Here is a 23,957-nt window from a genome sequence, read left to right on the forward strand (position 1 = left end):
CCCCGATGGGTTTCAATCTTTCCGAATGGGCGTTGCGTAATCGCCAGATCGTCCTGTTCCTGATGCTGCTGTTGGCCGTCGTCGGTACGTTGTCCTACACCAAGCTGGGGCAAAGTGAAGACCCGCCGTTCACCTTCAAAGCCATGGTCATCAAGACCAACTGGCCAGGGGCCACGGCCCAGGAAGTCTCGCGCCAGGTCACCGAGCGCATTGAAAAGAAACTGATGGAAACCGGCGAGTACGAGCGCATTGTCTCGTTCTCCCGCCCGGGCGAATCCCAGGTCACGTTTATGGCGCGGGACTCGATGCACTCGGCGCAGATTCCCGACCTGTGGTACCAGGTGCGCAAGAAGATCAGCGATATCCGCCAGACCCTGCCACCGGACATCCAGGGCCCGTTCTTCAACGACGAATTCGGCACCACCTTTGGCAATATCTACGCCCTGACCGGCGAGGGGTTTGACTACGCGGTGCTCAAGGACTACGCCGACCGTATCCAGATCCAGCTGCAACGGGTGCCGGATGTGGGCAAGGTCGAGCTGCTGGGGTTGCAGGACGAGAAGATCTGGATCGAGCTGTCCAACCTCAAGCTCGCCACCCTCGGCCTGCCCCTGGCAGCGGTGCAGCAGGCGTTGCAGGAGCAGAACGCGGTATCCACCGCCGGGTTCTTCGAGACCCCGAGCGAGCGCGTGCAACTGCGGGTGTCGGGTAACTTCAAGACGGTCGAAGAGATCCGCAATTTCCCGATCCGCGTTGGCGACCGTACCTTCCGCATCGGCGATGTGGCCGAGATTCACCGGGGCTTCAACGACCCACCGGCGCCGCGTATGCGCTATATGGGGGACGACGCAATCGGCCTGGCCGTGGCCATGCGCGATGGTGGCGATATCCTGATACTGGGCAAGGCTCTGGAGGGCGAGTTCGCACGCCTGCAGAAGAACCTTCCGGCAGGCATGGAACTGCGCAAGGTGTCGGACCAGCCGGCTGCGGTGAAGACCAGCGTGGGCGAATTCGTCCAGGTCTTGGCCGAGGCCTTGGCGATTGTATTGCTGGTGAGTTTCTTTTCCCTCGGTGTGCGCACCGGCATGGTGGTGGCATTGGCGATTCCGCTGGTGTTGGCGATGACGTTTGCCTGCATGTATTACCTGGGGATCGGCCTGCACAAGATTTCCCTGGGGGCGCTGGTCCTGGCCCTGGGCCTGTTGGTGGACGACGCGATCATCGCCGTGGAAATGATGGCGATCAAAATGGAGCAGGGCTACGACCGTCTCAAGGCAGCCAGTTTCGCCTGGACCAGTACGGCGTTTCCGATGCTCACCGGTACGCTGATCACCGCAGCCGGCTTCCTGCCGATTGCCACCGCGCAATCGAGTACCGGCGAATACACCCGCTCGATCTTTCAGGTGGTGACCATCGCGCTGCTGGCCTCGTGGGTCGCCGCTGTGGTGTTTGTGCCGTATCTGGGGGAAAAGCTCCTGCCGGATCTGGCGAAAATTCATGCGGCCAAGCACGGTACTGATGGGCCGGATCCGTACGGCACGCCGTTCTACCAGCGCGTAAGGCGCTGGGTGGAGTGGTGTGTGCGCCGCCGCAAAACCGTGATTGTGCTGACCGTGCTGCTGTTTATCGGCTCGGTGGCGCTGTTCCGTTTTGTCCCGCAACAATTCTTCCCGGCGTCCGGACGCCTGGAACTGATGGTCGACCTGAAACTGGCGGAAGGCGCCTCCCTGAGCAGCACCGCCGAGCAGGTCAAGCGTCTCGAAGGCTTGCTCAAGGCGCATGAGGGGATCGAAAACTATGTGGCCTATGTCGGCACCGGCTCACCGCGCTTCTACCTGCCCCTGGACCAGCAACTGCCGGCGGCCAGCTTTGCCCAGTTTGTGGTGTTGGCCAAGACCATCGAGGAGCGCGAAACCCTGCGCACCTGGTTGATCGAAACCCTCAACGAGCAATTCCCCGACCTGCGTTCGCGGGTCACCCGCCTGGAGAACGGCCCGCCGGTTGGTTACCCGGTGCAGTTCCGCGTGACCGGCGAGCACATCGAAGAAGTGCGGGCCCTGGCGCGCAAGGTCGCGGCCAAGGTGCGTGAGAACAGCCATGTGGCCAACGTGCATCTGGACTGGGAAGAACCAAGCAAGATCGTCTACCTCAATGTCGACCAGGACCGCGCCCGCGCCTTGGGCGTGAGCACCGCCAACCTGTCGAAATTCCTCCAGAGCTCCCTGACCGGCTCCAGCGTCAGCCAATACCGGGAAGACAACGAGTTGATCGAAATCCTCCTGCGCGGCACCGTGCATGAGCGCACCGAATTGTCGCTGCTGCCGAGCCTGGCGGTGCCGACCGACAACGCCACCAGCGTGGCGCTGTCGCAGATCGCCACCCTGGAATATGGCTTCGAGGAAGGCATTATCTGGCACCGCAACCGCCTGCCAACGGTGACTGTACGTGCTGATATCTACGGCAAGGAGCAACCGGCGACCCTGGTCCAGCAGATCCTGCCGACCCTGGCCGATGTACGTGCCGAATTGCCGGACGGTTACCTGTTGGACGTGGGCGGCACCGTGGAAGACTCCGCCCGAGGGCAGAACTCGGTGAAGGCCGGGGTGCCGCTGTTTATCGTGGTGGTGCTGACCTTGCTGATGCTGCAACTGCGCAGCTTCTCGCGCACGGCCATGGTGTTCCTGACCGCGCCGCTGGGGCTGATCGGGGTGACGCTGTTCCTGCTGGTGTTCCGCCAGCCGTTTGGCTTCGTGGCCATGTTGGGGACCATCGCGTTGTCGGGGATGATCATGCGTAACTCGGTGATCCTGGTGGACCAGATCGAGCAGGACATCAAGGCAGGCCTGGAGCCTTGGCAGGCGATTATCGAAGCCACCGTGCGGCGCTTCCGGCCGATTGTGCTGACGGCCCTGGCGGCGGTGTTGGCGATGATCCCGCTGTCGCGCAGTGTGTTTTTCGGGCCGATGGCGGTGGCGATCATGGGCGGGTTGATTGTGGCGACGGCGTTGACGCTGCTGTTTTTGCCGGCGCTGTATGCGGCGTGGTTCCGGGTCAAGCCGCACTCGGCATAAGCCTGCGTGAATCGGCTACAGGGTTTAGGAACTTTTTCCTGCGTGTTTGCCACTTAGGGGTACCTGAGTTACAGGTACCTTCTTCTGGCAACGGGGTTGTTACAGAACAAGGCTTTATCAACCTGCGAGGAATTACCTATGGGTTTATTTGCAATGGGTGGTATAGGTATAGGTCTGGGCATGATGCCGATGATGGCCTTCAAAATGGGCAAGCGCGGTAAATCCAAATGCAAGCCTCCGCCCTGCCACCACCACCACCACCACCACGCTCAACCGCCGCAGTTCTCCAGTACCATCAAGTACGAGGGGAAAATCAGCTACAGCTGATGGTAGTAAGGGGCATGTCCGCTGGGCAATAACACCAACGCCCCAATTATTCGGGGCGTTGTTGTTGGTTACCGACGGTGTACCTAGAGGGCACCGAACACTTTCTTCGCCAGGCTGGTCGCGGCGGCTGCCGGGTTCTGGCGAATGCTTTCTTCCTGTTGGGCAATCATCTTGAACAAGCCGTCCAGCGCTTGCTCAGTCACGTAGTTTTCGACGCTGTCGCTCTTGCCACCCAGTAAACCCAGGGGCGCCTTTTTGGCGAGCGCGTTGTATTGCTGGGCTACACCGACCTTGTCCGTGGATTGCTTGACGATCGGCAGGAACTTGGCGCGGATCTGCTCACGGCTGCTTTTGTCCAGATACTGGGTCGCCGAATCCTGGCCACCGCTGAGGATGCCCTTGGCGTCGTTCACGCTCATGTTTTTCACGGCATTCACCAGAATCGGCTGGGCCTGGGTCACGGCGGATTCGGCGGCCTTGTTCATGCTGGCTTCAAGCTGGGTGATCTGATCGCCCATGCCGAGCATTTTCAGGGCGCCGGCAGCTTTCTCCAGCTTGCCCGGCAAACCGATCTTGACCTCGGGGTTGTTGCTGAAGCCACCGGGAGCCCCCAGTTGCTTGACGGCAATCTGTGCGCCTTGGGTCAGGGCGTCCTTGAGGCCGCCGGTAGCGTCGCCCTGGGACAGGTCACCGAGGGACAGGGCCATGGCGTTGGCACCGAGCAGCAGGCCGGCACACAAGGTGGTGAGGCGAAGAGAGTTACGGAGCATGGGCGCTTCCTTTTAATCGACTGGATCAGTGGGCAACGGCGTCAACGCGCAGGCGCAGCGGCTGGGAATCCTGGCCGTTCAACTGCACCGAATGGCGCTCGGTGGTGATAAACATTAGCTTGCCATCCAGCTCGATGCGAGCGCTGACCGAATAGCTGTGGCCAGGCTTGACCTGGGCCGGGTCGTAGCTCAGGTGGAAGGGCAGCGGCACCTGGCCGTTGACCGGGCCGTTCTGCTCGGCCAGGGTGACGGCGGGCGCATCGGCCAGGGACACATCCTGCAGGCTGACGCTCAAGGTCGCGGCAGGCGGCAGGGCGATGCGTTGCAGGTAGAACACTTCGCCATCAAGGCTGGCTTTGGGCGCAGGATTCATCGAGTGACAGGCTCCCAGCAGGGCGGTCAGGCCCAAGAGGATGATTTTTTTCATGGTACAGCTCCTTGTCAACGGCGCCAGAAACACCCTGGCGCCCTGGTAAATCTAGCGGGTTTCGTCCGCCTCGGCGTCCGGTGCGGGCGCTTCTTCATTGCGGTGCAACGCGACCTGGCGGATCGACAGGCGAATCTCCGCCGGCAACACCCGTTTGGCTGCGCCTTCGGCCAATTCGCCGAGCAGGTCGTGGTAACTCAACTTGCCGGCTTCATCGCGACGCAGCACATCTTGCTCGAGCAACGTCTGAATAAAATGTCGGAAAAGGCTCTTATCGAAGAACTCCGGGGCATTCAGGCCATGCAGGATCGACAGGCGCTGGGCCATGACCGTGCACAAGTCTTCCAGCTCTTCGGCGCTGATGCTGTTCTGGCCGCTGTTGAGCAGCAGGGAAATGGCCATGTAGAAGCGTTGCAGGGTCTGGGCAATGCTCTTGGACAGCAGGGTCAGCAGCACAAAGTTGCGCGAGCTGGGCGCCGGGCGCAGGTAGATGTTGTTTTCAAAGCGCAGCAGACCTTGTTCTACCAAGGCTTCGAGCCACTGGTCGACCACTGCGTCAAGTTCGTCCAGGGTCCAGCGGATGAACAACTCCGATTGCAGGTACGGATAGAGCGCACGGGTGTAGCGCAGGATCTGTTCGCGGCTCATGCGCGAGCTGCTCTGGAAGAAGCTGGCCAACAGCGCCGGCAGGGCGAAGATATGCAGCACGTTGTTGCGGTAATAGGTCATCAGGACGGCGTTTTGCTCGTCCAGATAGAGGATCTTGCCCAGGGCATCACTCTGTTCCGACAGCAGGTTCATGTCCTTGACGTGCTTGATCAAGGCCTGGCCGTCACCTTCGGGCAGCGTGGTGTGAGGCGAGTAGGGCACCCGGCGCAGCAGCGCCAGGTACAGGTCCAGCACCCGGGCCATGGCCTGGTCGTCCAGGGCCAGGCGGCTGGTGGACAGTAGCGCCAACGCCACCAGGTTCACCGGGTTGATCGCAGCGGCCTCGTTGAGGTGCTGGGCCACGCGCTCGCCGAGGCGGTTGGTGGTCTCATTCAACCAGGCCGGCTTGTAGTTCGGTGCCAGATCCTGGGCGCGCCAGTCCGGTTGCTCCTGGTCGAGGAATTCCGCCAGCTTGATCGGCTCGCCGAAGTTGACCGCTACCTGGCCAAAGCGCTGCTTGAGCGCGCCAATGACCTTGAAGATATCGAAGATCGACTCTTTCTTTTTCGTCGCCCCGCGCAGTTCGCCCAGGTAGGTGCGGCCTTCCAGCACCCGTTCATAGCCGATATACACCGGCACAAACACGATGGGCATGCGCGAGGAGCGCAGGAAGCTGCGCAGGGTGATCGCCAGCATCCCGGTCTTGGGTTGCAACATGCGCCCGGTGCGCGAGCGGCCGCCTTCGACGAAGTACTCCACCGGGAAGCCCTTGGTGAACAGGGTATGCAGGTATTCGTTGAACACCGAGGTGTACAGCGGGTTGCCCTTGAAGGTACGGCGCATGAAAAACGCCCCGCCGCGGCGCAACAGGCTGCCGATCACCGGCATATTGAGATTGATCCCGGCAGCAATGTGCGGCGGGGTCAGGCCGTTCTTGAATAGGAGGTAAGACAGCAGCAGGTAGTCGATATGGCTGCGGTGGCAGGGCACGTAGATCACTTCGTAGCCCTGGGCGACCTTTTGCACACCTTCGATATTGTTGACCTTGATGCCGTCGTAGATCTTGTTCCAGAACCAGCTCAGCACCACTTCGAGGAAGCGGATGGCGGTGTAGGTGTAGTCCGAGGCAATTTCGTTGCCATAGCGCAGGGCCTGGGCCTTGGCTTTTTCCGGGGTGATCTTTTCCCGCTCGGCCTCGTCGAGGATCGCCTGGCGCACCAGCGGCATATTCACCAGGCCTTTGACCAGGTTGCGCCGGTGGGACAGGTCGGGGCCGATCACCGCAGTCTTCAGGTTGCGAAAGTGTACCCGCAGGATGCGTTGGGCCATTCGTACGGTGCGTTCGTGACCTTTATTGTGCTCGATCAATTCACGCAGGTTGATTGGCGCAGAGAATTGCACTCGGGTCTTGCGCCCCAGGATCAGGATGCTCAACAGCCGGCGCAGGCGCCCGGTGACTGCCCAACTGTCGGCGAACAGCAGTTTCCAGGGGCTCGACTCGCTGGCGGGCGACTGGCCCCAGAACACGCTGACCGGAATGATCTGGGCGTTTTCTTCGGCATGCTCGGTCAGGGTGTTGACCAGGCGCGTCAGGGTCGGCGGCGCGCCGCGCTTGTCCTGGCGGCCGAGCCAGTCCGGGTCCGGGGTCAGGTAGAAGAACGCCGCCGGTTCCATCAACGGGCCAACGGACACCGGCAGCACCGGGCGCGGCAAGCCGGCCTTGGTGCACTCGGCATCCACCACGGCCAGTTCGGTCAGGGAGGGCGATTGCAGGACGTAGAACACCGGCCGGCTGCGGTCCAGGTTAAGGGTGAGGGACGACTGGTTGATCGTCTCCGAGCGAACCCAGAGGTACAACAGTCGGCGCAAGGTGCCAAATACCAGACGGCGGAACGGGGAGCGGGTCATAGGCGTGCTGCTTTGAGTGGAAAAAACCGAGCAGGCGCTCGGGCGGGTAGTGTGCCGTATTCGCCGAAAATCGGCAAAAAAGCAGCGATGTAAAGTTGAGTTGATCGTTTTTGAGCCTGTCTTATACTCGGCAGTTCAATGCGACTGACTCAACAATAAAAACCAGTGGGAGCAAACAGATGACAACGCGCGAAACCGGCAATGTGAAGTGGTTCAACGACGCCAAGGGCTATGGTTTTATCCAGCGGGAGGATGGCAAGGATGTGTTTGTGCACTACCGCGCTATCCGCGGTGAAGGCCACCGCTCCCTGGCCGAGGGCCAGCAGGTGGAATACGCCGTGGTGACCGGCGACAAGGGCTTGCAGGCTGAGGATGTAGTCGGTCTTTAAAGCCGATTTCTGCAACGCCGCTGAACCCATGTGGGAGCGGGCTTGCTCGCGAAAGCGCTGAATCAGTCACTGTAGAGGTTGACTGATTGACTGCTTTCGCGAGCAAGCCCGCTCCCACATCTGATTGGGTTCACAGTTCAGAATCAGGTGGTTTTCCAGGTGATCTGCTCTTCACCGTCGGTGCTGATCCGAATCCAGGTGTCGGCGCTTTCTTCACCTTCTTCCTCGACCCACGTCCCCGGCGCGCAGCGCACTTCAACGTTCAGCGCGGCAAAGGCCGCACGGGCGCAGGCGATGTCGTCTTCCCACGGAGTCTGGTCGCTTTCCAGGTACAGGCTGTTCCATTTGCCCACGGCCTTGGGCAGCCAGGTCACTGGCACATTGCCGGCCTTGCACTTGTAGGTCTGGCCCTTCTGTATCCAGTCGGTGCACGGCCCCAGGGCAGCGCCGAGCCAGGCGGCGATAGCCTTGTAGTCGACGTCGGCGTCCTTGAGGTAAATCTCGATATCGGGTTGGCGCATGGATGTTCCTCGTTGCGGGATTCGAAAATCCATTCGCGGATTCAGGGTGGGCGCAAAGGCCCGGAATAGTCGGTTATTGAAGCACGAAATAGTCGTAGCGCATCGACACGGTGACCAGCAGCGGTTCGGCCTGCTCGATCACCTGGGCGCGGCGCTCGGCGCTGGCACGCCAGCCATGGGGGGTCATCGCCAGCAGATTGGCGCGGTCCCCGGGGTCGGCCAGGCTGAGCTTGAACTCCAGCACTTCGCTGTGTTGCAGGCTCATGCCGTCTGGCACCAGGGCCAGGTGCTTGTCGTCGGTGTACTCGCGCACTTCGTCGTACAGGCGTTCGCGCAGTTCCATCAGGTGGCCGCTGGTCGGTCCGACCTTCATCAGGCCGCCGCCCGGGCTGAGCAGACGCTTGGCTTCCTGCCAGTCCAGGGGGCTGAACACGCTGGCGAGGAACTGGCAACTGCCGTCGGCCAGCGGCACGCGGGCCATGCTGGCGATCAGCCAAGTCAGCGTCGGGTTGCGTTTGCACGCGCGCTTGACTGCTTCCTTGGAAATATCCAGGGCATAACCATCGGCGCGCAGCAGGGCATCGGCGATTTGCGCGGTGTAGTAGCCTTCGCCGCAACCGATATCCAGCCAGCGCTGGGGTTTGCGTTCGGCTGCCAGGGCGGCCAGGCGCCTGGCCACAGGCGCGTAGTGCCCGGCATTGAGGAAGTCGCGGCGCGCTTGCACCATGGCCAGGTTATCGCCTGGGTCACGGCTGTTCTTGTGCTGCACCGGCAACAGGTTCAGGTAACCCTGGCGGGCCCGGTCGAACCGGTGCCCGGCCGGGCATACCACGCCACTATCCACCTCATTGAGGGGCGCACTGCAAATGGGGCAAGCAAGCATCAGGCGAGCAACTTGATCAGGGTCTGGTAGTAGATTTCGGTCAGCACATCGAGGTCGCTGGCCAGAATGCGCTCGTTGACCTGATGGATCGTCGCGTTGACCGGGCCCAGTTCCACCACTTGGGTGCCGAGGGTCGCGATAAAGCGCCCGTCGGAGGTGCCGCCGCTGGTGGACGCCTGGGTCTCGCGGCCGGTAATGGCCTTGATGCTGGCGGACACCGCATCGAGCAGCGCGCCCGGCTCGGTCAGGAACGGCAGGCCCGACAGCGCCCACTCCACATGCCAGTCCAGGCCATGCTTGTCGAGAATCGCCGCGACCCGCTGTTGCAGGCCTTCGACGGTGGACTCGGTGGAGAAACGGAAGTTGAACACCGCCGTCAGGTCACCCGGGATCACGTTGGTGGCGCCGGTGCCGGAATTGAGGTTGGAAATCTGGAAGCTGGTCGGCGGGAAGAAGGTATTGCCGTTGTCCCAATGCTCGGCGGCCAGTTCGGCCAGGGCTGGGGCGGCCAGGTGGATCGGGTTCTTTGCCAGGTGCGGGTAAGCCACGTGGCCTTGCACACCGCGCACGGTCAGGGTCGCACCGAGGGAGCCGCGACGGCCGTTCTTGACCACATCACCCACTAGGGTGGTGCTCGACGGTTCACCGACGATGCACCAGTCCAGGCGCTCCTTGCGTGCTGCCAGGCGCTCGATCACTGCCTTGGTGCCGTGGTGCGCCGGGCCTTCTTCGTCGCTGGTGATCAGGAATGCCACCGAACCCTTGTGGTCCGGATAGTCCTTCACAAAGCGCTCGGAGGCCACCAGCATCGCGGCCAGGCTGCCTTTCATGTCGGCCGCGCCACGCCCGCACAACATGCCGTGTTCGTCGATCAATGCGTCGAACGGGTCATTCTGCCAGGCCTGCACCGGGCCGGTCGGGACCACGTCGGTGTGGCCGGCGAAGCACAGCACCGGGCCTTCGTGCTTGCCGTGGGTGGCCCAGAAGTTGTCCACATCTTCGATGCGCATCGGCTCAAGCGCAAAGCCGGCGTCGCCCAGGCGCTGCATCATCAGCTTCTGGCAATCGGCGTCGATCGGCGTCACCGACGGGCGGCGGATCAAGTCGATAGCGAGTTGGAGGGTCGGCGAAAGGTCGGCGTGGGCCGTCATGGGAAAACTCCGAAGGTGTGTCAGGGCGCAAGACGAGAGTGAAATATATCCAATGTGGGAGCGGGCTTGCCCGCGATGCAGGCGCCGCGGTGTAGCAGTTGCACCGCAGCGATGCCATCGCGGGCAAGCCCGCTCCCACAAGGGGGGCAGTGGCTGCCTGAACCCATAAAGGGCCGTTATCTTATAGCAAAACGGCGACCAGAGGCCGCCGTTTAGTGCATTGCGCAAGTTTTTACGCGGCCGTCGCGGGCTCCGCCACCGCTGCCGGTTTCGGCAGTGACGACAGGAACGCCATGATCAGCGCCGCCACATACGGCAGTGATTGCACCAGCAGCATCACCACCCAGAAGCGCATGTCATTGCTTGGCAGGCCCTGCACCAGGTAGATCCCCAGCGCCGCGCCCCACAGCAGCAACATAATGAACATCTCTTCGCGGGCTTCGGAAATCGCTACCCAGAAGCCGTGGTTATCCGCGTTTTTCGGTGTACGAAAGAACGGAATACTGGTGGTGAAGAAGCCATACAGCACTGCCTTGGCGATGGTGTGGGACAACGCCAACCCGGCCAGGGCTGCTAAGAACGCATCCTTGAGGTTCACACCAACGGCGCGGCGGTAAAGGAAGATGATCTTGCCGACCTTGAACACAAACAGCGCCAACGGCGGGATTGCGAAGATCAGCAACGGCGGGTCGACCCGGGTCGGCACAATGATCATCGCCGCCGACCACAGCAGGGCACCGACGGTGAAGAAGATGTTCATGCCGTCCGCTACCCACGGCAACCAGCCCGCGAGGAAGTGGTAGCGCTGGCCACGGGTCAGCTCGGTGTCCTTGCCGCGCAGCAGGCTGGCGGTGTGGCGCTTGATGATCTGGATCGCACCATAGGCCCAGCGGAACCGTTGTTTCTTGAAGTCGATAAAGGTATCGGGCATCAGGCCCTTGCCGTAGCTGGTGTGGTAGTACGCAGCCGACAGACCTTTCTCGAATACCCGTAGGCCCAGTTCGGCGTCTTCACAGATGCACCAGTCGGCCCAGCCCAGTTCTTCGAGCACCGAGCGGCGGGTCATGGTCATGGTGCCGTGCTGGATGATCGCGTCGCGGTCGTTGCGGGTGACCATGCCGATATGGAAGAAGCCTTTATATTCGGCGTAGCAGAGCTTCTTGAAGGTGCTTTCGTTCTGGTCGCGGTAATCCTGGGGCGACTGCACCACGGCGATTTTCGGGTCGGCGAAGTGCGGCACCATGTGCTTGAGCCAGTTGGGCGACACACAGTAGTCCGAGTCGATCACCGCGATCACTTCGGCATCCTTGGCGGTGTGCGGGATCAGGTAGTTCAGCGCGCCACCCTTGAAGCCGGCCAGGGGCGCGACGTGGAAGAACTTGAAGCGCGGGCCCAGGGTCAGGCAGTAGTCGCGTACCGGTTCCCACACCGCCGGGTCCTTGGTGTTGTTGTCGATGATCAGGACTTCGTAGTCCGGGTAATCGAGGGCGGCCAGGGCGTCGAGGGTCTGTTTGACCATTTCCGGCGGCTCGTTGTAGCACGGCACATGGATGGAGACTTTCGGGCGGTAGTGCGAATCCCCTTCAACCGGCAGGAATTCACGCCGGCGTTTGTGGGTCCAGACCGCTTCCGCCAGTTCATGGGCCTCGGTCAGCAACACGATAAACACGCCCATGGCACCTAGCGCGAGCAAGAAGCCCACGGTCAGGCTGAACCACGTGCTGTATTGCTGGCTGTAGTCATAGCCGATCCAGACCAGCACCGAGCCGCACAGGAACGCGATGAAGGTCAGGAAGGTACGGCCACGCTGGCGCAGGGACGAGCCGTCGATCATCAGCAAGGTCAGCGACAGCAGTGCCAACACCACCGAGCCGATGGCCAGCACCCGCCATTGCGGAATCGCCACGACCGGCCCTTCAAAGTTGAATTTCTGCTGGCGCGCAGCGTCGAACACGCCCCAGTAGGCGCCCACCGAGCCTTCGTCACTGGCTTTCCAGGGTTGGTCGAAGGCTTCGATCACGAAGTAGTTGTAGCCCTGGCGGTTAAGCTTGTTGACCAGAGTGCGCAGGTAAATGGCCTGGTCAGCCGGGGAGGCGTCCGCGCCACCGCGCATGCGGCCATTGCTCGGCCAGCCGACTTCCGACAGCAGCAGTGGCTTTTTCGGGAAGGTCTTCTTCAGGTCCTTGGCCCGGTCGAGGACGAATTGCCCGGCCTGGGCCATCGGCACATGTTCCCAGTACGGCAGAACGTGCGCGGCGATCAGGTCGACATGCTTGCCCAGTTGCGGGTTGTGTTCCCAGATATGCCACTGCTCGGAGGTAGTCACTGGCACTTTGACGGCGGCGCGCACCCGGTCCAGCAGGACAATCAGCTCCTCGGGGGTGATCTCCTTGCGGAAGATGGCCTCGTTGCCGACCACCACACGCACCACGCTGCGCGAACTGTTGGCGATCTCGATGGCCCGCTGGATTTCGCGCTCGTTGCGCTCAAGGTCCGGGCTGATCCAGATCCCCAGGGTCACACGCAGGCCGAACTCTTCCGCCAGCTTGGGGATATTCCCCAGGGGGCCGTCGACCGAATAGGTCCGAATGTTGTCCGTCAGCTTGCTCATGATCGCAAGGTCCTGACGCATTTGTTCGTCGGTCGGGTACTGGTCTTTTTGCGGGTACTGGCCCTGCTGGAACGGCGAGTAAGAAAACCCGGAAATCTGCTGAGGCCAGTTGGGGGTAGTGACCGGGCGGTTGATCAGCGCCCAGAAACCGGTGAACAGCGCGGCAATTGCCAGCACCACCACCAGGTTGAGTCCAAATTTACGCGATGACATAGCTGTTTCGGGTTCCAAAGGGTGTGGAACGAATAGACGTGTTGGTGTACGCCGAACGGCGCGCATCCTACCATCGGCCCTGCACTCTGCGTACAGCAAGCCAGGAAAAACCGGGCATTGGGCAGCCAAAGCGTCGGTAAGTTCTTTACTTATAGCTTGTAGCTTAGAACTTATCGCTGCGTAGCCCTATAATGCGCGCCGGTTTTTGGGGTAATGGTCATGAGTACAGAAGATCCACGGTTTGCCGGCGTCGCCCGCTTGTATGGCATAGAAGGCCTGGAACGCTTGAAAGCGGCCCATGTGGCCATCGTCGGCGTGGGCGGTGTCGGCTCTTGGGCCGCTGAAGCCATGGCCCGTTGCGGGGTGGGCGAGATTTCGCTGTTTGACCTGGACGACGTGTGCGTCAGCAACAGCAACCGTCAGTTGCACGCCCTGGACAGCACGGTGGGCAAGCCCAAGGTCGAAGTGATGGCCGAACGCCTGCGTGCGATCAACCCCGCTTGCACGGTGCACGCGGTGGCGGACTTCGTAACCCGCGACACCATGGCTGAGTACATCACGCCGACCATCGACTGTGTGATTGACTGCATCGACGCGGTCAACGCCAAGGCGGCGCTGATTGCCTGGTGCAAGCGCCGCAAGATCCAGATCATCACCACCGGCGGCGCCGGCGGGCAAATTGACCCGACGCTGATCCAGGTGTGCGACCTGAACCGCACCTTCAACGACCCGCTGGCCTCGAAAGTGCGCTCCACCTTGCGCCGCGACTACGGGTTCTCGCGCACCGTGACCCGGCACTACAGCGTGCCTTGCGTGTTCTCCACCGAACAACTGCGCTATCCCAAACCCGACGGCAGCATCTGTTTGCAAAAGAGTTTTGTCGGTGATGGGGTGAAGCTGGACTGCGCCGGCGGGTTTGGCGCGGTGATGATGGTGACGGCGACTTTTGGCATGGTCGCGGCGACCAAGGCGGTGGACAAGATTGTGGCTGGGGTGCGCAGGCCGTCCGAGCGGGTCAAGCCCGCCTGAATCTCACGGCTGGGCATCCATCACAGTGGGGGAGCAGGCAAGCCAGCTCCCACATTCAGTTTTGTGCTTGGCTCAATTGGCGCATGCGCTGCAGGACCGCATTCAGGCCATTACTGCGCGACGGCGACAATTGACGGGAAAGCCCCAGTTGGTTGAACCAGTCGGGCAGGTCGACCGCCTGTAACGCCTCCGCCGACAGCCCGTTGACCCGCGCCAGCAGCAACGCCACCAACCCTCGAATCAAGCGTGCATCACTGCTGGCGGCAAACTGCCAATGGCCATCGCGCAAGCATCCCACCAGCCACACCAGGCTTTCACAGCCCTGCACCAGGTTGGCTTCGACCTTGTCCTCAGCCGCCAACGCCGGCAGCCGCTCGCCCCATTGCATCAACAAGCGCGCGCGTTGCTCCCAGCTGCCGACGGCCTGAAAGGCCTGCAACGCGACACGTGCATCTGCGGGCAGGCTCATCGCAGCATGTCCAGGGCCTGATCCAGCGCTTCAAAGAAACGCTCCAGGTCATCGGAGTCGTTGTACAACGCCAGGGAAACCCGGATCGCCCCCGACAGATGCAGGCTCTTGAGCAAAGGCATCGCACAGTGATGACCGGCGCGTACCGCGATGCCCTGCTCGGTCAGCAGGTGGGCGAGATCGGCGTTGTGCACACCCTCCACCACAAAGCTGGCCAGGGCGACTTGCGGCGAGCCCAGCAGATGGACGCCCTTGCGTGCCTGTAGACCGCGCAAGAGGTAGTCGTGCAGTGCCGCTTCGTGGGCGATCACCGCCTGTTGATCCAGGGAGTTGAGGTAATCCAGGGTCGCCCCCAGGCCAATCACCCCGGCAATCGGTGGCGTACCCGCCTCGAAACCCAGGGGCGCCGGGCGGAAGCTGGCGCTGTGGTAGTCCGCCTGCTGCACCATCTCGCCGCCAAACTGCCAGTGGCGCAGCCGATGCAGGGCTTCGGTGCGGCCGTAAAGCACGCCGACGCCGTCCGGACCATAAAGTTTGTGGCTGGAAAATACGTAGAAGTCGCAGCCCAGGGCCTGCACGTCATGGCGGCCGTGGACGATGCCCTGGGCGCCATCCACCACGGTCAAGGCGTCGTGGGCCTTGGCCAGTGCCAGCAACTGCGGCAACGGCTGCCAGACGCCCAGCACGTTGGACAACTGGCTCACCGCCAGCAGGCGGGTGCGTGGGCCGATCATCGTGGCGGCGGCTTGCAGGTCGATCAAACCCTCATCGTCGAGGGGCAGCACCACCAGCGTGAGCTCGCGGCGTTTGGCCAGTTGCTGCCAGGGCAGCAGGTTGGCGTGATGTTCCAGGGCGCTGATGACAAGCTCATCGCCCGGGTTGAAAAGGTGCTCCAGGCCATAGGCCAGGAGGTTCAGCGCAGACGTCGCGCCGTGGGTAAAGATGATCTGCCCGCTGTCACCGACGTTGAGCCATTGCGCCACTTTGCTGCGACTGTCCTCGAACGCCTGGGTCGCATGGGCGCCTGGCAAATGCTGGGCACGGTGCACATTGGCCGCGCCATTGGCGTAGTAATGGCCAAGGGCGTCCAGCAGGGCTTGAGGTTTTTGCGTGGTAGCGGCGTTGTCCAGATAGGTCTGGTCTTGCCGTTGCAAGGTGGCGATGGCCGGGAAATCGGCGCGCCAGGGCGAGGGCACAAGCATGGGTTCAAGACTCATATGAACCGGCCGTGCTGCAAGGCACGGCCGGCTCCGGTGGCATCGAGTCGCTGCTTAGTTGTGAGCGTGCAGCGCTGCGTTCAGTTCGATGGCCGACTTGTGGGTTTTGCACTCCACGGCACCGGTCTCGGAGTTACGGCGGAACAGCAGGTCCGGCTGGCCAGCCAGTTCACGGGCCTTGACCACCTTGACCAGTTGGTTCTGCTCATCGAGCAGCGCCACTTTAGTGCCGGCAGTCACGTACAGGCCCGATTCCACGGTGTTGCGGTCACCCAATGGGATACCGATACCGGCGTTGGCGCCGATCAGGCAGCCTTCGCCCACCTTGATCACGATGTTGCCGCCGCCCGACAGGGTGCCCATGGTGGAGCAACCGCCGCCCAGGTCCGACCCCTTGCCGACGAAGACGCCAGCCGATACACGGCCTTCAATCATGCCCGGGCCTTCGGTGCCCGCATTGAAGTTGATGAAGCCTTCGTGCATCACGGTGGTGCCTTCGCCCACATAGGCACCCAGGCGCAGACGTGCGGCATCGGCGATACGCACGCCGGCCGGGACCACGTAGTCGGTCATTTTCGGGAACTTGTCCACCGAGAACACTTCCAGCAGCTCGCCACGCAGGCGCGCTTCCAGTTGGCGCTCGGCCAGTTCGCCGATGTCGATCGCACCCTGGCTGGTCCAGGCTACGTTCGGCAGTTGCGGGAACACACCCGCCAGGCTCAGGCCATGGGGCTTGACCAGGCGGTGGGAGAGCAGATGCAGCTTGAGGTAGGCCTCAGGGGTGGAGGTCAGTGCGGCATCTTCGGCCAACAACGTGGCGACCAGCGGCTTGTGGCTTTCGGCCAGGCGGGTCAGCAGGGCGGCCTGGGTGGCATCTACATTTTTCAGTGCATCAGCCAGTTGCGAGGCTTGGGCAATGGTGAAGGTGATCGCCTGGTTGCCTTCGGTGTAGCCAAGGATCGGCGCGATGGCAGCGACGATTTCGGCCGAAGGGTTGAGCAATGGCTGCGCGTAAAACACTTCCAGCCAAGCACCTTGGCGGTTCTGGGTGCCGACGCCGAAGCCCAGGCTGAACAGGGAATTGGACATGCTGTTACCTCTACAAAAATGAAGTGGCTGGCCTACTTGAGGGCCGCCGAATAACTATCTGGCTTGAAGCCAATCAGGGTTCTGTCACCGAGATCGAGCACTGGGCGCTTGATCATCGAGGGTTGTGCGAGCATCAGTTCAACGGCTTTCGCCTGGTCGAGATCGGCTTTGCGTTCGTCTTCGAGTTTGCGAAAGGTCGTGCCTGCACGGTTCAAAACCACCTGCCAACCGTGCTCATTGCACCATTGGGTCAAGTGTTCGCGGTCGATACCGGCCGTCTTGTAGTCATGAAACTCATAGCTGATGGCATTTTCATCGAGCCAGGTACGGGCCTTTTTCATGGTGTCGCAGGCTTTGATGCCAAAAAGGTGCAATGTTTTGCTTGAATCGGTCAAGGAACTGCCCCCTTTGGGCTGCTGGAAACAAACGATCACGGATTATGCCACGACAAAACAGTTTCGGTGCCGCTCGTCACTCCTTACGGTACGAGGTGCGACTTATGTGCAAAAGCCCGGCAACAGCATAGGCAGCTAATATGGCACTTCAAAGGCGCGTTGTTGCCTCAAGTGTGTCATTGCAAGTCGATTGTCCAGGAACCCCGCTTTATGCAAACCGCCTACACCGTTCTTATCCTGCTGATGCTGGTCAGCGTTTCGCGTCTGGTCGGGCGTGTGATCCCTTTGCCGTTGCCGTTGGTGCAGATTGCCGCTGGTGCCTTGCTGGCGTGGCCGACCCTGGGGCTGCATGTGGCGTTGGACCCTGAATTGTTTCTGTTTCTATTCCTGCCGCCGTTGCTGTTCTCCGATGGCTGGCGCATGCCCAAGCGTGAGCTGTGGCGCCTGCGTGGGCCGATCCTGACGTTGGCCGTGGGGCTGGTGCTGTTTACCGTGGTGGGCGCCGGGTACTTTATCCACTGGTTGTTGCCGAGCATTCCCTTGCCGGTGGCTTTCGCCCTGGCGGCAGTGTTGTCGCCGACGGATGCGGTGGCGGTGTCGGCGATTTCCCAGAACCGCTTGCCCACGCCTTTGATGCACATGCTTCAGGGCGAGGCCTTGATGAATGATGCGTCGGGCCTGGTGACCTTCAAGTTCGCCCTGGTGGCGGCGTTGACTGGGGTATTTTCCCTGGCCGATGCCAGCCTGACATTTGTGCTGGTGGCGGTCGGTGGCCTGGCCATTGGCGTAGCCTTGAGCTGGCTGGTGGGGCGCCTGCGGGCCTGGATGATTGCCCGGGGCTGGGATGATCCGGCGACCCATGTGGTGTTTATGTTGCTGCTGCCGTTTGCGGCGTATGTGTTGGCTGAACGCCTGGGCGCCTCGGGGATTCTCTCGGCCGTGGCGGCGGGCATGATGCAGAGCTGGCTGGACCTGCTGCCACGCCAGACCAGTACACGCTTGCTCAATCGCAGTGTCTGGTCGTTGCTGGAGTTTGCCTTCAACGGTTTGATCTTCCTGCTGCTTGGCCTGCAGTTGCCGGACATCATCAAGGCGGTGACCAGCCACGAAGCCACGCTGTGGCCGACCTTGTTCTATCGCTGCCTGGACGTGATCGCGATCTTCCTGGTGTTGTTGGTGTTGCGGTTTATCTGGGTACAGAGCATTTGGCGTCTGTCCGGTCTGCTGCGTCGCCTGCGCGGTAAAAGTGAGCTGACACTGGTGCCCACCGCGCGGTCCTGCTGGCTGTTGACGGTTGGCGGGGTGCGCGGGGCGGTGACCCTGGCCGGTGTGATGTCAGTACCGTTGCTGATGGCGCCTGGCCAGGCGTTTCCCGAGCGCGACCTGCTGATCTTCATTGCCGCCGGGGTAATCCTGTTGTCATTGGTCGCCGCCTGTATCGCCTTGCCCTTGTTGTTGCGGGGGATCGAGAAGAGCCCGGATGACAAGCGGCGCGGCGAGGTGCGTGATGCCTGGAAGAAAACCGCCGAAGCCGCGATTCATGCCCTGGAAGCAGAGGAGGCCGCCGACGCGGCGCCCCTGGATGCGGCCCAGGCTGCACTGGCGGCAGAGCTCAAGGCACGGATCATGTCGGAATATCGCCATCAACTGGAGGTGTTCAATGACTCGGCCGAAGCCCAGGCGCTGGCGCTGCAGATGGATCATCTGGAGCGCAAGTTACGGCTCAAGGCCCTGCGCGCGCAGCGATTGGAGCTGTATAGCCTGAGCCGTCACCACCAGATTGGCGATGACGTGCTGCGCGAAGTGCTGGCCGACCTGGATATGAGTGAGGCCAACCTGGGGACCCAGAAGTAGCCGTGTGGGCTGACTTACCCCTGTTGCCCTTGCGCGATCTCAACGCGCAGGCCGCTCCTGGGCGGGAGCGGCCCCTGTCATCAACGACGACGCTGGATGAAGTTGCGCATCCGTTCGGCGGCTTCAACACATTCGGTCAATGGCGCAACCAATGCCAGGCGCACCCGTCCGGCCCCTGGATTGAAGCCATCCACTTCCCGCGACAGGTACGAGCCCGGCACCACGGTCACATGTTCTTCCGCGAACAAATCGCGGCAGAACGCGGCATCGTCGCCCTCGACGTTCGGCCATAGGTAGAAGCCCCCATCGGGGTTTTGCACGTCGAGTACCGGCTTGAGAATCGCCAATACGGCGTCGAATTTTTCCCGATACAGGTCACGATTGGCCTGTACATGAGCCTCGTCCTGCCACGCGGCGATGCTTGCCAGCTGGGTTTGCACCGGCATCGCGCAGCCGTGGTAAGTGCGGTACAGCAGGAAGGCCTTGAGGATTTCCGCATCTCCGGCCACAAACCCCGAGCGCAGGCCCGGCAGGTTGGAGCGCTTGGACAGGCTATGGAACACCACGCAGCGCTTGAAGTCCTGGCGGCCCAGCTCGACGCAGGCGCTGAGCAGGCCTGGCGGCGGAGTTTGCTCGTCGAAGTACAGCTCGCTGTAGCACTCGTCGGCGGCGATCACGAAGTCGTACTGGTCGGCCAGGGCAATCAGTTTTTTCAGGGTGTCGACCGGGATCAGTGCGCCGGTCGGGTTGCCGGGGGAGCACAGGAACAGGATCTGGCAACGTTTCCAGATGTCGGCCGAGACCGCGTCGAAATCCGGGTTGAAGCCGTTTTCATCCAGGCACGGCAGGTAGTGCGGCTTGGCGCCGGCGAGGAACGCTGCGCCTTCGTAGATCTGGTAGAACGGGTTCGGGCTGACCACCAGGGCATCGTCGCCCCGGTTGACCACGGTCTGGGTGAAGGCGAACAGGGCTTCGCGGGTGCCATTGACCGGCAGGATATTGCGCGCCGGGTCCAGCCAGCCCTTGGGCACGTCGAAGCGCCGCTCGCACCAGGCCCCAATAGCCTCGCGCAACGCGGGGATCCCCAGGGTAGTGGGGTATACCGCCATCTGATCCAGATTGTTGGCCAGGGCCTGGGCTACAAAATCCGGGGACTTGTGCTTGGGTTCACCAATGGACAGGGCAATCGGGCGCTTGTCCGGGTTTGGTGTGACGCTGCCCAGCAGGGCACGCAATTTCTCGAACGGGTAGGGTTGCAGTTGGTTCAGAGCGTTGTTCATCGGGGCCTCTATCGTTGAGCGCGGCCCTGTGGGAGCTGGCTTGCCTGCGATGGCATCGCCTCGGTGCACCAGATACACCGCGCCGCCCGCATCGCAGGCAAGCCAGCCCCTACAAGGTCCGCGTCCACAGGGAAATTAAATTCAACTCAAATGGTTATTCTGGACAACTCCGCGCCAGGCTCCTGATTCACGCTCAATTGCGCGACGATGGCGTCCTGCAAGCGGCGGCACAGTTCAGGGTCGGACAGTGGCTGGTTGTCGGCATCGGTAATAAAAAACACGTCTTCGACCCGCTCGCCCAGGGTGGCAATCTTGGCGTTCTGCAACGACAGGTCAAACTCCAGGAAAATCCCGCCGATCCGCGCCAGCAGGCCAGGGCGATCGGGGGCGCTGAGCTCGAGTACCGTCACCGGGCGCTGGGCATCGTTGTGGATCGTCACCACGGGCGCAAAGGCGAAGTGCTTGAGCTGGCGCGGTACCCGGCGCTGGATGATGGTCGGGTAGTCGTCCGGGTTGCGCAGGGCCTCGGTCAGGCCCTCGCGGATCTTCTTCACGCGTTCGGGGTTGTCGCCGATGGACTCGCCTTCGGTGTCGAGCACGATATAGGTGTCGAGGGTGAACTGGCTGCTGGAGGTAATGACCCGCGCGTCATGGATGTTCAGGTTCAGCTGGTCCATCGCGGCCACGGTCACGGCGAAGAAGTCATGCTGGTCCGGCGCATAGATAAAGATCTGCGTGCCGCCTTCGAACTCGCGCTGGGTGGTTTCCTTGATCAGCACCAATGGGCCGCCGTCGGCCGGCTGCTGCAGGATCGCGTCGGTATGCCAGGCCACGTCGCCTGCGGTGTGGCGCAGGAAGTAATCATCCCCCAACTGCGACCAGAGCTGCTCGACATCGTCCGGGTCGTTGCCGCCGCGCACCAGGATATCCAGGGCCGCGTTCTGGGTGCGGCGGATCTGCTCTTCGCGGTCCACCGGGTTCTCCAGGCCACGGCGCAAGGCGCGCTTGGTCTCGGTGTAGAGCTGGCGCAACAGACTGGCGCGCCACGAGTTCCACAAGGTCGGGTTGGTGGCGTTGATGTCGGAGACGGTCAGCACGTACAGGTAGTCGAGACGGGTTTCGTCGCCGACGATCTGCGCAAAGTCATGGATCACCTGCGGGTCGGACAAGTCCTTGCGCTGGGCGGTGGTGGACATCACCAGGTGGTTCTGCACCAGCCAGACGATCAGGCGGCTGTCCCACTGCGGCAACTGGTGGCGCTGGCAGAAGGCTTCGGCATCCACTGCGCCGATTTCCGAGTGGTCGCCATGCCGGCCCTTGCCGATATCGTGATACAGGCCGGCCAGGTAGATCAGTTCAGGCTTGGGCAACTTGGCCATTAGCTTACTGGCCAGCGGGAATTTCTCTGACACCTGGGTGTATTGCAGCTTACGCAGGTGTTTGATCAGGTTCAGGGTGTGGGCGTCGACTGTATAGATATGGAACAGGTCGTGTTGCATCTGCCCGACAATAAAGCCGAACTCCGGCAGATAGCGCCCGAGGATGCCGTAGCGGTTCATGCGCCGCAGGTTGCGGTGAATGCCGACCTTGCACTTGAACAGCTCGATAAACAGGCTGGTGTTGCGGATGTCGTGGCGGAATTCGTCGTCGATCAGGTGACGGTTTTCCCGCAGCAAGCGGATGGTATCGGCGCGCACGCCCTTGATTTCCGGTTGCTGGGCCATCAGCACGAAGATTTCCAGCATGGCAAACGGCGTGCGTTTGAACACATTGTCGTTACGCGCCTCGATATAGCCATCGTGCAGTTGGAAGCGGGCGTTGATCGGTTGCGGCGGCGCTTCGTCTTCGGGGGCCAGGATTACTTCTTCGAAGTGCTGGATGATCAGGTCGCTGAGCTGGGCGATGCTCATGACCACCCGGTAGTACTGCTGCATGAAGCTTTCGATGCTGGTCTTCGCGTCTTCGCCCTCGAAGCCCAGCAGGGTGGCGATGGAGCGCTGGTGGTCGAACAGCAGGCGGTCTTCGGAGCGTCCGGCCAGCATGTGCAGGGCGTAGCGCACCTTCCACAAGAACTCCTGGGACGAGGCCAGCAGGGCGTTTTCGCTCTCCACCAAAAAGCCTTCGCCGGCCAGGGCCCGCAGGTTGAGGGTGCCGTACTGGCGACGGGCGACCCACAAAATGGTCTGGATATCCCGCAGCCCGCCGGGCGAGCCCTTGACGTTGGGTTCCAGGTTGTATTCGGTGTCGTTGTACTTGTGATGCCGGGCTTTCTGCTCGGCGCGCTTGGCCAGGAAGAACTCCTTGCTCGGCCACATATGCGCGGTGCTGGTGACTTCCAGCATGCGCTGGCGCAGACGCTCGGGGCCGCAGATGGTGCGGCTTTCCATCAGGTTGGTGACCACGGTCAGGTCGGCGCGGGCCTCTTCGGCGCATTCAGCCACCGAACGCACGCTTTGGCCGACTTCCAGGCCGATATCCCACAACAGCGTCAGAAAACGCTCGATGGAGTCACGAAAGATCTCATGGTCGGCGCTGTCCAGCAGGATCAGCAGGTCGATATCGGAGTAGGGGTGCAGTTCGCCACGGCCGTAGCCGCCGACGGCCACCAGGGCGATGTCGGCGTCCTCGCTCCAATCAAACTGCTCCCAGGCCTTTTGCAGGATGTTATCGACGAACCAGGCACGATCCTCGATCAGCCGGCGAATCTCCCGGCCGCTGCGAAAGCGCTCGTCGAGCACCTCGCGGGCCTGGCGGATGGCCTTCTTGAAGGCTGCTATGGGGCTGGCCTTCAGCGCCAGTTCCGCCTGGAACTGGCCACGGTCGAAGAGTTCTGGATCCACCTGGGGCATTGATCGGCTTTCCTTTCTATCTAGGTGTAGGTCACAACATTGCTATCTGGAAAGCCCGCTGCAAGCATCAGGCCGAAACGCGGGGAATCGTGTCGTCGGCGCGCAGGGTGAAGATCTCATAGCCCGTCTCGGTGACCAGCAGGGTATGTTCCCACTGCGCCGAGAGCTTGCGGTCCTTGGTGATGGCCGTCCAGCCGTCGCCCAGCACCTTGGTGTCGGCCTTGCCCTGGTTGATCATCGGTTCGATGGTAAACGTCATGCCTGCCTTGAGTTCCATGCCGGTGCCGGCACGGCCGTAGTGCAGGATCTGTGGCTCTTCGTGGAACACTTTACCGATGCCGTGGCCGCAGAACTCACGGACTACCGAGAAGCCGTTCTTTTCTGCGTGCTTCTGGATCACTTCTCCGATATCGCCCAGGCGGCAGCCCGGCTTGACCAGCTCGATGGCCTTGTACATGCATTCCTGGGTGACCTGGGACAGGCGCTCGGCCCACACCGGCACGTTGCCGACATGGAACATACGGCTGGTGTCGCCGTGATAGCCGTCCTTGATCACGGTGACGTCGATGTTCAGCGTGTCACCGTCCTTGAGCGGCTTGTCGCCTGGGATGCCGTGGCAGACCACGTGGTTGATCGAGGTACAGATCGACTTGGGGAAGCCTTTGTAGTTCAGCGGCGCGGGGATGGCTTTCTGCACGTCGACAATATAGTCATGGCAGATGCGGTCCAGGGCTTCGGTGGTGACGCCGGGCTTGACGTGTTCGGCAATCATTTCCAGTACGTCGGCCGCCAGTTTGCCGGCAACGCGCATACCTGCGATGTCTTCGGCGGTTTTCAGGGTAACGGTCATACAGGC

19 protein-coding genes are annotated in these 23,957 nt (G+C 61.9%); 5 read left to right on the plus strand and 14 right to left on the minus strand.

Annotation, left to right across the window (positions count from 1 at the left end; translation table 11 throughout):
* Nucleotides 1–5: 5 nt before the first annotated feature.
* Both K1X80_RS06785 and K1X80_RS06790 read left to right on the plus strand, forming a co-directional pair.
* Nucleotides 6–3,071, plus strand: a complete 3,066-nt coding sequence (locus K1X80_RS06785) for an efflux RND transporter permease subunit (protein ID WP_216312159.1) — start codon at nt 6–8, stop codon at nt 3,069–3,071.
* Nucleotides 3,072–3,209: 138 nt separating this feature from the next.
* Nucleotides 3,210–3,398: a hypothetical protein gene (locus K1X80_RS06790; protein WP_128593471.1), complete on the plus strand. Its 189-nt coding sequence runs from the start codon at nt 3,210–3,212 to the stop codon at nt 3,396–3,398.
* An 83-nt stretch (nt 3,399–3,481) separates the two neighbouring features.
* On the opposite strand, the gene K1X80_RS06795 is transcribed toward K1X80_RS06790, so the two are convergent.
* The 3 genes from K1X80_RS06795 to plsB are packed head-to-tail and all read right to left on the minus strand — an operon-like array spanning nt 3,482 to nt 7,151.
* On the minus strand, nt 3,482–4,168 hold the full coding sequence (locus tag K1X80_RS06795; protein WP_057441761.1) for a DUF4197 domain-containing protein: 687 nt from the start codon (nt 4,166–4,168) through the stop codon (nt 3,482–3,484).
* 25 nt (nt 4,169–4,193) lie between these two features.
* On the minus strand, nt 4,194–4,595 hold the full coding sequence (locus K1X80_RS06800) for a YbaY family lipoprotein (RefSeq protein WP_220172749.1): 402 nt from the start codon (nt 4,593–4,595) through the stop codon (nt 4,194–4,196).
* Nucleotides 4,596–4,646: 51 nt separating this feature from the next.
* Nucleotides 4,647–7,151, minus strand: coding sequence for a glycerol-3-phosphate 1-O-acyltransferase PlsB (plsB, locus tag K1X80_RS06805; RefSeq protein WP_120731793.1), 2,505 nt, complete (start codon nt 7,149–7,151; stop codon nt 4,647–4,649).
* 179 nt (nt 7,152–7,330) lie between these two features.
* On the opposite strand from plsB, the gene K1X80_RS06810 reads away from it, so the two are divergent.
* A complete protein-coding gene (locus K1X80_RS06810) occupies nt 7,331–7,540 on the plus strand; it encodes a cold-shock protein (RefSeq protein WP_057441757.1) in 210 nt (69 codons plus the stop codon).
* 143 nt (nt 7,541–7,683) lie between these two features.
* On the opposite strand, the gene K1X80_RS06815 is transcribed toward K1X80_RS06810, so the two are convergent.
* From K1X80_RS06815 to K1X80_RS06830, 4 genes are all read right to left on the minus strand, one after another.
* On the minus strand, nt 7,684–8,061 hold the full coding sequence (locus K1X80_RS06815) for a hypothetical protein (protein WP_115127520.1): 378 nt from the start codon (nt 8,059–8,061) through the stop codon (nt 7,684–7,686).
* A gap of 73 nt (nt 8,062–8,134) precedes the next feature.
* Entirely contained in the window at nt 8,135–8,944 is an 810-nt protein-coding gene (locus K1X80_RS06820; protein WP_057958686.1) for a putative RNA methyltransferase, read from the minus strand.
* Entirely contained in the window at nt 8,944–10,095 is a 1,152-nt protein-coding gene (gene dapE / locus K1X80_RS06825) for a succinyl-diaminopimelate desuccinylase (protein WP_057958687.1), read from the minus strand. Before dapE ends, K1X80_RS06820 begins: the two co-directional genes overlap by 1 nt.
* Nucleotides 10,096–10,327: 232 nt before the next feature.
* Nucleotides 10,328–12,919: a glycosyltransferase gene (locus K1X80_RS06830; RefSeq protein ID WP_169990167.1), complete on the minus strand. Its 2,592-nt coding sequence runs from the start codon at nt 12,917–12,919 to the stop codon at nt 10,328–10,330.
* 219 nt (nt 12,920–13,138) lie between these two features.
* Between K1X80_RS06830 and tcdA the strand changes: the two genes are divergently transcribed.
* The gene (gene tcdA / locus K1X80_RS06835) at nt 13,139–13,948 is read left to right on the plus strand and encodes a tRNA cyclic N6-threonylcarbamoyladenosine(37) synthase TcdA (protein WP_057441812.1); all 810 of its coding nucleotides are present in this window, start codon (nt 13,139–13,141) and stop codon (nt 13,946–13,948) included.
* 55 nt (nt 13,949–14,003) lie between these two features.
* Here the strand turns inward: tcdA and K1X80_RS06840 are convergent, their stop codons facing one another.
* The 4 genes from K1X80_RS06840 to K1X80_RS06855 all read right to left on the minus strand — a co-directional run bounded on the left by K1X80_RS06840 (nt 14,004) and on the right by K1X80_RS06855 (nt 17,064).
* Nucleotides 14,004–14,417, minus strand: coding sequence for a SufE family protein (locus K1X80_RS06840; RefSeq protein ID WP_198792444.1), 414 nt, complete (start codon nt 14,415–14,417; stop codon nt 14,004–14,006).
* Nucleotides 14,414–15,619: an aminotransferase class V-fold PLP-dependent enzyme gene (locus K1X80_RS06845; RefSeq protein WP_057439916.1), complete on the minus strand. Its 1,206-nt coding sequence runs from the start codon at nt 15,617–15,619 to the stop codon at nt 14,414–14,416. The genes K1X80_RS06840 and K1X80_RS06845 overlap by 4 nt, the downstream gene beginning before the upstream one ends.
* Nucleotides 15,620–15,688: 69 nt before the next feature.
* Nucleotides 15,689–16,723 (minus strand): 2,3,4,5-tetrahydropyridine-2,6-dicarboxylate N-succinyltransferase, encoded by a 1,035-nt coding sequence (gene dapD, locus K1X80_RS06850; RefSeq protein WP_057439915.1) that lies wholly within the window; start codon nt 16,721–16,723, stop codon nt 15,689–15,691.
* Nucleotides 16,724–16,755: 32 nt separating this feature from the next.
* Nucleotides 16,756–17,064: an arsenate reductase gene (locus tag K1X80_RS06855; RefSeq protein ID WP_232545463.1), complete on the minus strand. Its 309-nt coding sequence runs from the start codon at nt 17,062–17,064 to the stop codon at nt 16,756–16,758.
* A gap of 264 nt (nt 17,065–17,328) precedes the next feature.
* Here K1X80_RS06855 and K1X80_RS06860 point away from each other — a divergent pair, with 264 nt between their 5' ends.
* Nucleotides 17,329–18,972, plus strand: coding sequence for a Na+/H+ antiporter (locus K1X80_RS06860; RefSeq protein ID WP_057958692.1), 1,644 nt, complete (start codon nt 17,329–17,331; stop codon nt 18,970–18,972).
* 80 nt (nt 18,973–19,052) lie between these two features.
* On the opposite strand, the gene dapC is transcribed toward K1X80_RS06860, so the two are convergent.
* The 3 genes from dapC to map all read right to left on the minus strand — a co-directional run bounded on the left by dapC (nt 19,053) and on the right by map (nt 23,951).
* Entirely contained in the window at nt 19,053–20,252 is a 1,200-nt protein-coding gene (gene dapC / locus K1X80_RS06865) for a succinyldiaminopimelate transaminase (RefSeq protein WP_057958693.1), read from the minus strand.
* A gap of 146 nt (nt 20,253–20,398) precedes the next feature.
* On the minus strand, nt 20,399–23,101 hold the full coding sequence (locus tag K1X80_RS06870; protein WP_057958694.1) for a [protein-PII] uridylyltransferase: 2,703 nt from the start codon (nt 23,099–23,101) through the stop codon (nt 20,399–20,401).
* 67 nt (nt 23,102–23,168) lie between these two features.
* Nucleotides 23,169–23,951: a type I methionyl aminopeptidase gene (gene map, locus K1X80_RS06875; protein ID WP_032858167.1), complete on the minus strand. Its 783-nt coding sequence runs from the start codon at nt 23,949–23,951 to the stop codon at nt 23,169–23,171.
* Nucleotides 23,952–23,957: the final 6 nt, after the last annotated feature.

The organism is Pseudomonas sp. So3.2b (assembly GCF_019464415.1).
GTDB lineage: Bacteria > Pseudomonadota > Gammaproteobacteria > Pseudomonadales > Pseudomonadaceae > Aquipseudomonas > Aquipseudomonas shahriarae.